This window comes from Borrelia parkeri, from assembly GCF_023035815.1.
Classification (GTDB): domain Bacteria; phylum Spirochaetota; class Spirochaetia; order Borreliales; family Borreliaceae; genus Borrelia; species Borrelia parkeri.
Genome location: NZ_CP073164.1, coordinates 125,029 through 137,330, shown reverse-complemented (window position 1 = coordinate 137,330; position 12,302 = coordinate 125,029). Strand labels below are relative to the sequence as shown.

Sequence of the window (12,302 nt, the reverse complement as noted above, 5' to 3'; positions counted from 1 at the left end):
GGAATTAATACATCCATTTGACAATATAAATTAAAAGTTTTATATATCTTAAGATCTAAAAATTCATTTTCTTAAACTTACTATTCTTAATTACTATTCTTAACTTAAGAATTAATTACTACTACCTGTAGTACTGGACTATTTGTCTCACTTACTGAATTTTCCCAACATCATTTATAATCGCAAAATACCCAGAAATATAACTACTCCTTTCAACATTATGATACACCTTACCAGGAAAAGCACTACTAAACAACTCTTTTAAATGCAACGCATAAAGACTTTCGTGAGCATTAAACCGTTCTTGCAAATTATGCCTTGCTATGCCTTCTGGAAGACTACTTATAGCTGATCGAGCATCTTCTTTTGCTTTAAGAACATTTAAATGAAAGTCTATAATCCTTTCAACCCTAGCAGCACCTAAACTCCCAAGTAAGCTCTCAAACTCAACAGCATTATATGTTTTATGCAATATAGCATCACCAATATTAAAATTGGTTACAATAATTCGTATATAATAAAGTTCTCTCTTCTGAACAGATGAAAGCTTGTTGTATAGCTTTTTAAAAGCTATAATGTGCTTAGCTGCGTTTTTAATTAAAACAAACTTACCATGATAATGAATATTGTTCATAAATTTTCGATACACAAAAATAGGAAGAAATTCATCAAATAACTCTTTCAAATGTAATTTATAGTTATCCCTCTCATCATTAATTTTCACTCGTAATTGCTCTCTTAAGTTAGCATCATCAACACTATCAATAGCTGTTAAAGCTTCTACCCATGCCGCATCTTGGGCTTTTTGATCCTCTAGATAAACCAATATCATTGCAAGAATTCTATTATCACCTAACTTATTTAGTAAATTATTAAACTCAATATCAGTATACGTCCTATATCCTTTATATTGACCAATCAAAGGATCAGTTACTATTTCTCGTATCTTATCAATTACAATCTGCTCATCATCAGACAGCCATGTATATACATCCAAACCACCTTCAACTTCTATAATCTCGTATTTAAATTCAATTAATTCAGAAAAATAATTATCACCTATAATCTTATTATATATATCATCAAAATTATCACTATCAAATAACCCTTTTAAATGCAACTGATACTGATTCTTGCGTTCATTAAGCTCATTCTGTAATTTGCCTCTTGATGTAGCGTCCTTAATATTTTTAATAGCCCTTTCAAATGATTCCTGAATGTTAACAACCTCTAAATAAAATGTTATAATTTCTTTAATCCTAGCTGCACCTAAACTTTCAAGTAAATTATGAAACTCGACATCAGTATAAGTCCTGTAACCTTTAAGTTTGCCAACATTAGCATCAGTTATCGTACGCCTTATATATGCAATTGATTCCCTTTCCTTATCAAGTAACCCAAATTTGTCTAGCAGATTATTGAGCTTAATATCTAAATTATCAACTGTTGCAACCATTTTTGAAGTATATTCCCCACTAAACTTGTCTAATTTCCTTACCTCTCTTTTGACAGTCAAATTCTCTTTAATCTCAGTACTTCCCTTAGATTTTAAGTCACAACTTACCACTAACAATAATAGAAATATTAATACTAAAAATAAACTGAAATGGCTTAACTTCATCACCCAATATCTCCTTTTTCAAATTAAATTTGAATATATTTACATTATTATATTATTATAATGCTATATATCCACCTTAATCTGCAAACATTATATTTACTTGTTTAATATATTTATCCATATATACAAACTAAAAGCCTTAAACGTACACATTTAAGGCTTAAACTTTATTTACCTACTATTTTTAATCTCAATAATCTTAATTTAAACTAATTTAAGGATTAACTAACACCACCTGCCGCACCACTTGCTTTGGCAACTGCAGCGTCGTATTTAAGAATAGAAAATCCATTAGAATATTCAAAAGGAGAGATATTCTGAGAAGACAAATCATCTGCAGATTTATTAAAAGCAGCTCTTATATAAGAATTATACTCACCTTGAAGCGTATTAAATCTAGCTTGCAATTTTTGCTTTTCTACATCATCAGAAACACCGTCTATAGCTTTCAAAGCTTCATCCTGATCATTTTTAATATCTCGATAAGAATATATAACTACAACAACACGATAATCTCTTAAACTATTTAACTTATCATTAAACTTATCCTTGTCATAAGTAGCACTAACTACTATCTTCTCTATCTCATCAATTGTAGCTTGCTCATCAGCATCAAGCCAGGCATATACATCCTTCACACGTGGATTTTTAACCATCTCTTTAAACTTTCTAAATTTAGGTGTATAACGATTAACAAACTTCGCAAAAAAATCTTCTTTAAAGATTAAGAGATCACGATCGGGATTCCATGCAAAAGGAACTAATTTATCAAAATTATCCAACATATCTTGCAATCTGGTTTTTACACCTGCATCTGTTATACCTTTCATAATTTTCAAAGCTTTACCTCTAGCTCTCAAAAGACTCACAGTAGGCTTGATTATCTTTTCAATCACAACATCAGCTCCTAATTGATTTAAGCAATTATAAAACTTATCATTAAATCCATTCTTATAAGAAACTCTGAGGATTTCTTGTATATAACCAATTGCCTTCCTTCCTGCTTCAGATACTCCAAACTTATCTAACAATGCTTTAAGCTTTGGATCACTAATATCCTCCAAATATGCTAGAGCCTCTTCATCTCCTACTTCTGCTTCTGTATTTGGTTTTGTTCTTGTATTTGTCCCTGATCCTGCTCCTGGCTTTACTCCTGCTTTGCTTCCTGAATCACAACTTATAAATAGAAATAACAGCAATATTAATACTAGTAATACACTGAAACACTTTATTTTTACCATTCAATATCTCCTTTTTCAAATTAAATTTGAATATATTATTATACAAATTTATAATAATACTATTATTATATTAATATATTTATCTATATATACATATTAAAAGCCTTAAACGTGTACGTTTAAGGCTTAAACTTTCTTTACCTACTATCTTTAATCTCAATAATCTTAATTTAAACTAATTCAAGGATTAACTACACCACCTGACGCACCACTTGCTTTGGCAACTCTGGAAGCTTGAGCCTCGACTTTAATATTATAAAAATCTACAAAACATTCATAAATTCTTTTAAAATCATAATACAATTCACCTGAAGATTTATTAAAAGCAGATCTTATATAAGAATTATACTCATCTTTAAGCGTATTAAATCTAGCTTGAAAAGCTTGCTTTGCTGCATCATTAGAAACACCTTCTATAGCTTTCAAAGCTTCCTCCTGCATTTTTTTAACCTTTTGATAAATCTCTATAATTCTAAGGACACGATAATAAGATAAACTATTTAAAACATTATTAAATTTATCCTTGTCATAAGTATCACTAATTACCATCTTATCTATCTCATCAATTGTAGCTTGTTCATCAGCATCAAGCCAGGCATATACATCCTTCACAAGTGGATTTTTAACCGTCTCTTTAAAATTCCTAAATTTAGAAGCATAACGAGTAACAGTCTTTGCAAAATCATTTTCTAGAAAGGTTAAGTGATCAGAACCGGGATGCCATGCAAAAAGAACTACAATATCACAACTATTTAACATATCTTGCAATCTGGTTTTTACGCCTTCATCTGTTATACCTTTAATAATTTTCAAAGCTTCACCTCTAGCCCTCAAAAGGCTCACAGTAGGCTTGATTATCTTTTCAATCACAAAATCAGCTCCTAATTTATTTAAGCAATTATAAAACTTATCATCAAATCCATTCTTATAAGAAACACTTAAGACTCCTTGTATATAACCAATTGCCTTCCTTCCTGCTTTAGATACTCCAAAATTATCTAACAATGCCAAAAGTCTTGGATCAGTAATATCCTCCAAATATGCTAGCGCCTCTTCGTCTCCTACTTCTGCTTCTGTATTTGGTTTTGTTCTTGTATTTGCTCTTGCTTTGTTTCCTGAACCACAACTTATAAATAGAAATAATAAAAATATTAATACTAGTAATATACTGATATGTCTAATATTTAACATTCAATCTCTCCTTTTTCAAATTAAATTTGAATATATTATTATACAAATTTATAATAATACAATAATAGTATTATATCATTATTATATTAATATATTATTATAATGTTATATATCCACCTTAATCTGCAAACATTGTATTTATCTAATATGTACATATTAAAAGCCTTAAACGTGTACGTTTAAGGCTTAAACTTTCTTTACCTACTATTTTCAATCTCAATAATCTTAATTTAAACTAATTCAAGGATTAACTACACCACCTGACGCACCACTTGCTTGAGCAGCTGCAGCGGCTCTTTCGACAGCTTTTTTGGCGTCGTCTTTAAGAATAGAAAATCCATTAAAATATTTAACAATTTTTATAAAATAAGCATAAATTTTATCTGAAGATTGATTAAAAGTATCTCTTATATCAGAATTATACCTATCTTTCAGTGTATTAAATCTAGCTTTCAATTTTTGCTTTTCTGCATCATCAGAAACAGTAGTTATAGCATTCAAAGCTTCCTCCTGCTTCATTTTAACATCTCGACAAAGAGATATAACTTTAACAACATGATAATCACTTAAACTATTTAAAACATTATTAAATTTATCCTTGTCATAAGTATCACTAATTACCATCTTCTCTATCTCATCAATTGAGACACGCTCATCAGCATCAAGCCAGGAATATACATCCTTTACACGTGGATTTTTAACCATCTCTTTAAATTTATTAAATTTAGGTGTATAACGAGTAACAGCATCAGCAAAACTATCTTTGTAAAAGATTAAGTGATTAGAATACAAATGCCATGCAAAAGAAACTACATTATCACAACTATTTAACATATCTTGCAATCTGGTTTTTACACCTGCATCTGTTGTACTTTTAATAACTTCCAAAGCTTTACCTCTAGCCCTCAAAAGACTCACAGTAGGATTTATTATCTTTTCAATCACAAAATCAGCTCCTAATTTATTTAAGCAATTATAAAACTTATCATCAAATCCATTCTTATAAGAAACTCTGAGGATTTCTTGTATATAACCAATTGCCTTCCTTCCTGCTTCAGATATCCCAAACTTATTTAATAATGCTTTAAGATTTGGCTCACTAAGATCCTCCAAATATGCTAGCGCCTCTTCATCTCCTACTTCTACTTCTGTATTTGGTTCTGGTCTTGTATTTGTCCCTGATCCTGCTCTTGGCTTTACTACTGCTCTTGTATTTTTTCCTGCTTTGCTTCCTGAATCACAACTTATAACTAGCAATAATAAAAATATTAATACTAATAATACACTGATATATCTAATATTTAACATTCAATCTCTCCTTTTTCAAATTAAATTTGAATATATTATTATACAAATTTATAACAACACAATAATAGTATTATTATAACATTATATTAATATATTATTATAATGTTATATATCCACCTTAATCTGCAAACATTGTGTTTATCTATATATACATATTAAAAGCCTTAAACGTGTACGTTTAAGGCTTAAACTTTCTTTACTTACTATCTTTAATCTCAATAATCTTAATTTAAACTAATTCAAGGATTAACTACCACCACCTGACGCACCACTTGCTTGAGCAGCTGCAGCGGCTCTTTCGGCAGCTTTTTTGGCGTCGTCTTTAAGAATAGAAAATCCATTAGAATATCTAACAATTTTTATAAAAAAAGCATAAATTTTATCTAAAGATTGATTAAAAGTATCTCTTATATGAGAATTATACTCACCTTGAAGCGTATTAAATATAACTTGCAATTTTTGCTTTTCTGCATCATCAGAAACAGTAGTTATAGCATTCAAAGCTTCCTCCTGCTTAATTTTAACAAGTCGACAAAAAGATATAACTTTAACAACATGATAATCACTTAAACTATTTAAAACATTATTAAATTTATCCTTGTCATAAGTAACACTAATTACTATATTCCCTATCTCATTAACTGTAGCTTGCTCATCAGCATCAAGCCAGGAATATACATCCTTCACACGTGGATTTGTAACCATCTCTTTAAATTTATTAAATTTAGGTGTATAACGAGTAACAGCATCAGCAAAACTATCTTTGTAAAAGATTAAGTGATTAGAATACAAATGCCATGCAAAAGAAACTACATTATCACAACTATTTAACATATCTTGCAATCTGGTTTTTACGCCTGCATCTGTTGTACCTTCAATAACTTCCAAAGCTTTACCTCTAGCCCTCAAAAGACTCACAGTAGGATTTATTATCTTTTCAATCACAAAATCAGCTCCTAATTTATTTAAGCAATTATAAAACTTATCATCAAATCCATTCTTATAAGAAACTCTGAGGATTTCTTGTATATAACCAATTGCCTTCCTTCCTGCTTCAGATATCCCAAACTTATTTAATAATGCTTTAAGATTTGGCTCACTAATATCCTCCAAATATGCTAGCGCCTCTTCATCTCCTACTTCTACTTCTGTATTTGGTTCTGGTCTTGGATTTGTCCCTGATCCTGCTCTTGGCTTTATTACTGCTCTTGTATTTTTTCCTGCTTTGCTTCCTGAATCACAACTTATAACTAACAATAATAAAAATATTAATACTAATAATACACTGATATATCTAATATTTAACATTCAATCTCTCCTTTTTCAAATTAAATTTGAATATATTTTATATATATTATTATACAAATTTATAATAATACAATAATAGTATTATATCATTATTATATTAATATATTATTATATCCATTTTAATCTGCAAACATTGTGTTTATCTATATATACATATTAAAAGCCTTAAACGTGTACGTTTAAGGCTTAAACTTTCTTTACTTACTATTTTCAATCTCAATAATCTTAATTTAAACTAATTCAAGGATTAACTACACCACCTGACGCACCACTTGCTTTGGCAGCCGCAGCGGCTTTTTCAATAGCATTAAAGTCATTACGATATTTATCACCATCAGTCATAATCTGCAAATACAAGCCATATCGACCTTGATTAAAAGTATCTCTTATATAAGAATTACACTCATCTTTAAGCGTATTAAATCTAGCTTTCAATTTTTGCTTTACTGCATCATCAAAAACACCGTCTATAGCTTTCAAAGCTTCCTCTTGCCTTTTTTTAATAGATTGACAAAGCACTACAATTTTAATAACAAGAGAATCTTCTAAAAGATTTAACATATTATTAAACCTATCTTTGTCATAAGTACCACTAATTACTATATTCCCTATCTCATCAATTGTGACACGATCATCAGCATCAAGCCAGGCATATACATCCTTCACACGTGGACTGTTAACCATCTCTTTCAACTTTCTAAACCTAGAATCACAACGAGCAATAAACTCTACAAAATCATTTTCTTTGATCGATCTATTAAAAACCTCCCACAAGTAAGATAAAGATAAAATATCATACTTTTCAAACATATCTTGCAATCTGGTTTTTACGCCTTCATCTGTTGTACCTTCAATAACTCTCAAAGCTTTACCTCTAGTCCTCAAAAAGCTCACAGTAGGTTTTATTATCTTTTCAATCGTAACATCAGCTCCTAATTCATTTAAACGATCATAAATATCATCAACAGTTAAGATTCTTTGCATATAAATAATTGCATTCCTTCCTATTCCAGATACTCCAAAATTATCTAACAATGCTTGAAGTCTTGGATCACTAATATTGTTCACATATGCTAGAGCCTCTTCGTCTCCTACTTCTGCATCTGTATTTGGTTCTGTTTCTTCTTCTGTTTTTGGCGCTGTTCTTTCATCTATTACTGTTACTGCATCTAGTTCTTTATCTGTTCCTGGCTTTACTCCTGATCCTATTACTGCACCTAGTTCTTTATCTGTTCTTGGATTTACTCCTGATCCTGTTACTGCACCTAGTTCTTTATCTGTTCTTGGATTTACTCCTGTTCTTGTATTTGTCCCTGCTCCTGATACTGGCTTTACTCCTGCTCTTGTATTTGCTCCTGCTTTGCTTCCTGAACCACAACTTATAACTAGCAATAACAGCAATATTAATATTAGTAATACACTGATATGTCTAATCTTTACCATTAAATCTCTCCTTTTTCAAATTAAATTTGAATATATTTTATATATATTATTATACAAATTTATAATAATACCATTATTATAATAATATAATGCTATATATCTATATATCCACCTTAATCTGCAAACATTGTGTTTATTTGTTTAATATTTTATATATATTTATCTATATATACAAAATAAAAGCCTTAAACGTACACGTTTAAGGCTTAAACTTTCTTTACCTACTATCTTTAATCTCAATAATCTTAATTTAAACTAATTCAAAGATTAACTAACACCACCTGCCGCACCACTTGCTTTGGCAGCTGCAGCGGCTCTTTCGACAGCTTTTTTGGCGTCGTCTTTAATCTTAGAAAATCTATTAGAATATTCAAAAGAAGAGAAAAGCTGAAGACACAATGCAAATAAAGATTTATTAAAAGCAGATCTTATATAAGAATTATACTTACCTTTAAGTGCATTAAATCTAGCTTGAAACACTTGCTTTTCTGCAACATCAGAAACACCGTCTATAGCTTTCAAAGCTTCCTTCTGCATTTTTTTAACCTCTCGATAATAATATAAAATACGAGCAACACGATAATCACCTAAGCTATTTAACACATTATTAAACCTATCCTTGTCATAAGTAACACTAATTACTATATTCCCTATCTCATCAATTTTAGCTTGCTCATCAGCATCAAGCCAGGCATATACATCCTTTACACGTGGATTTTTAACCATATCTTTAAAATTTCTAAATTTAGGTGTATAACGAGTAATAATCTCTGCAAAATCATTTTCTAGAAAGGTTAAGTGATCAGGACTGGGATGCCATGCAAAAGGAACTGCAATATCACAATTACTTAACATATTTTGCATTCTGTTTTTTACGCCTGCATCTGTTATACCTTTAATAACTTCCAAAGCTTTACCTCTAGACCTCAAAAGGCTCACAGTAGGCTTGATTATCTTTTCAATCACAACATCAGCTCCTAATTGATTTAAGCAATTATAAAACTTATCATCAAATTCACTTTTATAAGAAACTCTGAGGATTCCTTGTATATAACTAATTGCCTTCCTTCCTGCTTCAGATACTCCAAAATTATCTAACAATGCTTTAAGCTTTGGATCAGTAACCTTGTCCTCCAAATATGTTAGCTCCTCTTCATCTCCTACTTCTACATCTGTATTTGGTTCTGTTTCTTCTTCTGTTTTTGGCTCTGTTCTTTCATCTATTACTGTTACTGCATCTAGTTCTTTATCTGTTCCTGGCTTTACTCCTGATCCTGTTACTGAACCTAGTCCTGTTACTGGCTTTACTACTGTTCTTGTATTTGTTCCTGCTCCTAGTCCTGCTCCTGCTTTGCTTCCTGAATCACAACTTATAACTAGCAATAACAGCAATATTAATACTAGTAATACACTGAAACACTTTATTTTTACCATTAAATCTCTCCTTTTTCAAATTAAATTTGAATATATTTTATATATATTATTATACAAATTTATAATAATACCATTATTATAATATTATAATGCTATATATCTATATATCTATATATCCACCTTAATCTGCAAACATTATATTTATCTATATATACAAAATAAAAGCCTTAAACGTGTACGTTTAAGGCTTAAACTTTCTTTACTTACTATCTTTAATCTCAATAATCTTAATTTAAACTAATTCAAGGATTAACTACACCTCCTGCCGCACCACTTGCTTTGGCAGCTGCAGCGGCTCTTTCGACAGCTTTTTTGGCGTCGTCTTTAAGATAAGAAAATTCATTAAAATATTTAACAATTTTTATAAAATAAGCATAAATTTTATCTGAAGATTGATTAAAAGTATCTCTTATATCAGAATTATACTCATCTTTAAGCGTATTAAATGTAGCTTGAAAAGCTTGCTTTTCTGCATCATCAGAAACAGTAGCTATAGCATTCAAAGCTTCCTTCTGCTTAATTTTAACCTCTCGATAATAATATAAAATACGATCAACACGATAATAACCTAAACTATTTAACATACTATTAAACTTATCCTTGTCATAAGTAGCACTAACTACTATCTTCTCTATCTCATCAATCATGACACGCTCAACAGCATTAAACCATACATATACATCCTTCACACGTGGATTTTTAACCATCTCTTTAAATTTCCTAAATTTAGGTGCATAACGAGTAATAATCTCTGCAAACAGCTCTTCTCGAAAGATTAAGTTAGCACGATCGGGATTCCATGCTACAGAAACTACAATATCACAACTACTTAACATATCTTGCAATCTGGTTTTTACGCCTTCATCTGTTGTACCTTCAATAACTTCCAAAGCTTTACCTCTAGCCCTCAAAAGACTCACAGTAGGTTTTATTATCTTTTTAATCAAAAAATCAGCTCCTAATTTATTTAAGCAATTATAAAAATCATCATCAAATCCATTCTTATAATCAAGACTGAGGATTCCTTGTATATAACTAATTGCCTTCCTTCCTGCTTCAGATACTCCAAAATTATCTAACAATGCTTTAAGCTTTGAATCACTAATATCCTCCAAATATGCTAGCGCCTCTTCGTCTCCTACTTCTGCATCTGTATTTGGTTCTGTTCTTGTATTTGTCCCTGCTCCTGATACTGGCTTTACTCCTGCTCTTGTATTTGCTCCTGCTTTGCTTCCTGAACCACAACTTATAACTAGCAATAACAGCAATATTAATACTAGTAATACACTAATAGGTCTAATCTTTACCATTCAATATCTCCTTTTTCAAATTAAATTTGAATATATTTTATATATATTATTATACAAATTTATAATAATACCATTATTATAATAATATAATGCTATATATCTATATATCCACCTTAATCTGCAAACATTGTGTTTATTTGTTTAATATTTTATATATATTTATCTATATATACAAAATAAAAGCCTTAAACGTACACGTTTAAGGCTTAAACTTTATTTACCTACTATTTTTAATCTCAATAATCTTAATTTAAACTAATTCAAGAATTAACTACTACCACCTGCCGCACCACTTGCTTTGGCAGCTTGAGCGGTTACTTTTATACTATTAAATCTACCAAGATATACATCACGATTAATCAGAATTTGACGAGCCAATTCACCTACAGCTTGATTAAAAGCATCTCTTATATGAGAATCATACTCATCTTTAAGCCTCTTCAATCTATCTTTCAAATCTTGCTTTACTGCATCATCAGAAACAGTAGTTATAGCATTAAAAGCTTCCTTCTGCTTAATTTTAATATCTCGATAAATCTCTATAATTCTAACAATATAACCATCACCTAAATTATCTAACATATTATTAAACCTAACTTTGTCATAAGTAGCATTAATTACTATCTTCCCTATCTCATTAATTGTGGTACGCTCAACAGCATCAAGCCAGGCATATACATCCATCACACTTGGATTTTTAACCATTTCTTTAAACTTTCTAAATCTAGGTGCATAACGAGTAACAGTCTTTTCAAAGATATCTCTTTCAAGCAATAAGTTATTAAATTTTTCTCTTATATTAACTAAATCATCATACCTATTAAACACAAGTCGCAATCTGGTTTTTACACCTGCATCTGTTGTACCTTCAATAACTCTCAAAGCTTCACCTCTAGCCCTCAAAAGGCTCACAGTAGGCTTTATTATCTTTTTAATCGTAACATCAGCTCCTAATTCATTTAAGCGATTATAAAAAAAATTATCAACATCATCACCAGTGAGGTTTTCTCGTATATAACCAATTGCCTTCCTTCCTGCTTCAGATACTCCAAAATTATCTAACAATGCCAAAAGTCTTGGATCAGTAACCTTTTCCTCCAAATATGCTAGCTCCTCTTCAGCTTTTACTTCTACATCTGTTCTTAATCCTGTTCCTTCTTCTGTTCCTGTATTTGTTCCTGCTCCTGCTCTGTTTCCTGAACCACAACTTATAACTAGCAATAATAGAAATATTAATATTAGTAATAAACTGATATGTCTAATATTTAACATTCAATATCTCCTTTTTCAAATTAAATAAATTATATTATTATAATAAATATAATATACAAATATAATAACAGTATATACCTGTGATCTGCAATTATCTTATTTATTTAAATATATTTATCTATACATACAAATTAAAAGCCTTAAACGTGTACGTTTAAGGCTTAAACTTTCTTT

The 12,302-nt window shown here is 30.1% G+C and carries 9 protein-coding genes; all 9 read right to left on the bottom strand.

What is annotated here, in order from left to right; translation table 11 throughout:
• Positions 1–151: 151 nt before the first annotated feature.
• On the bottom strand, positions 152–1,621 hold the full coding sequence (locus tag bpSLO_RS05915) for a BTA121 domain-containing protein surface lipoprotein (protein WP_246989984.1): 1,470 nt from the start codon (positions 1,619–1,621) through the stop codon (positions 152–154).
• Positions 1,622–1,842: 221 nt separating this feature from the next.
• Positions 1,843–2,862: a BTA121 domain-containing protein surface lipoprotein gene (locus bpSLO_RS05910; RefSeq protein WP_246989983.1), complete on the bottom strand. Its 1,020-nt coding sequence runs from the start codon at positions 2,860–2,862 to the stop codon at positions 1,843–1,845.
• Positions 2,863–3,042: 180 nt separating this feature from the next.
• A complete protein-coding gene (locus tag bpSLO_RS05905; protein WP_246989982.1) occupies positions 3,043–4,053 on the bottom strand; it encodes a BTA121 domain-containing protein surface lipoprotein in 1,011 nt (336 codons plus the stop codon).
• 240 nt (positions 4,054–4,293) lie between these two features.
• Positions 4,294–5,361, bottom strand: a complete 1,068-nt coding sequence (locus bpSLO_RS05900) for a BTA121 domain-containing protein surface lipoprotein (RefSeq protein ID WP_246989981.1) — start codon at positions 5,359–5,361, stop codon at positions 4,294–4,296.
• Between the two features lie 246 nt (positions 5,362–5,607).
• Positions 5,608–6,669 carry a BTA121 domain-containing protein surface lipoprotein gene (locus tag bpSLO_RS05895; RefSeq protein ID WP_246989980.1) on the bottom strand — a complete coding sequence of 354 codons (1,062 nt, stop codon included), beginning with the start codon at positions 6,667–6,669 and terminating at the stop codon, positions 5,608–5,610.
• Positions 6,670–6,909: 240 nt separating this feature from the next.
• The gene (locus bpSLO_RS05890) at positions 6,910–8,112 is read right to left on the bottom strand and encodes a BTA121 domain-containing protein surface lipoprotein (protein ID WP_246989979.1); all 1,203 of its coding nucleotides are present in this window, start codon (positions 8,110–8,112) and stop codon (positions 6,910–6,912) included.
• 267 nt (positions 8,113–8,379) lie between these two features.
• Positions 8,380–9,546, bottom strand: coding sequence for a BTA121 domain-containing protein surface lipoprotein (locus tag bpSLO_RS05885; RefSeq protein WP_246989978.1), 1,167 nt, complete (start codon positions 9,544–9,546; stop codon positions 8,380–8,382).
• Between the two features lie 242 nt (positions 9,547–9,788).
• Positions 9,789–10,856 carry a BTA121 domain-containing protein surface lipoprotein gene (locus bpSLO_RS05880; protein WP_246989977.1) on the bottom strand — a complete coding sequence of 356 codons (1,068 nt, stop codon included), beginning with the start codon at positions 10,854–10,856 and terminating at the stop codon, positions 9,789–9,791.
• 267 nt (positions 10,857–11,123) lie between these two features.
• Positions 11,124–12,128, bottom strand: a complete 1,005-nt coding sequence (locus bpSLO_RS05875; protein ID WP_246989976.1) for a BTA121 domain-containing protein surface lipoprotein — start codon at positions 12,126–12,128, stop codon at positions 11,124–11,126.
• Positions 12,129–12,302 lie beyond the last annotated feature (174 nt).

Coding starts and splice junctions, on each gene's coding strand:
- bpSLO_RS05900 (WP_246989981.1), bottom strand. CDS start 5,361: ATGTTAAATATTAGATATATCAGTGTATTATTAGTATTAATATTTTTA.
- bpSLO_RS05910 (WP_246989983.1), bottom strand. CDS start 2,862: ATGGTAAAAATAAAGTGTTTCAGTGTATTACTAGTATTAATATTGCTG.
- bpSLO_RS05885 (WP_246989978.1), bottom strand. CDS start 9,546: ATGGTAAAAATAAAGTGTTTCAGTGTATTACTAGTATTAATATTGCTG.
- bpSLO_RS05905 (WP_246989982.1), bottom strand. CDS start 4,053: ATGTTAAATATTAGACATATCAGTATATTACTAGTATTAATATTTTTA.
- bpSLO_RS05895 (WP_246989980.1), bottom strand. CDS start 6,669: ATGTTAAATATTAGATATATCAGTGTATTATTAGTATTAATATTTTTA.
- bpSLO_RS05880 (WP_246989977.1), bottom strand. CDS start 10,856: ATGGTAAAGATTAGACCTATTAGTGTATTACTAGTATTAATATTGCTG.
- bpSLO_RS05915 (WP_246989984.1), bottom strand. CDS start 1,621: ATGAAGTTAAGCCATTTCAGTTTATTTTTAGTATTAATATTTCTATTA.
- bpSLO_RS05890 (WP_246989979.1), bottom strand. CDS start 8,112: ATGGTAAAGATTAGACATATCAGTGTATTACTAATATTAATATTGCTG.
- bpSLO_RS05875 (WP_246989976.1), bottom strand. CDS start 12,128: ATGTTAAATATTAGACATATCAGTTTATTACTAATATTAATATTTCTA.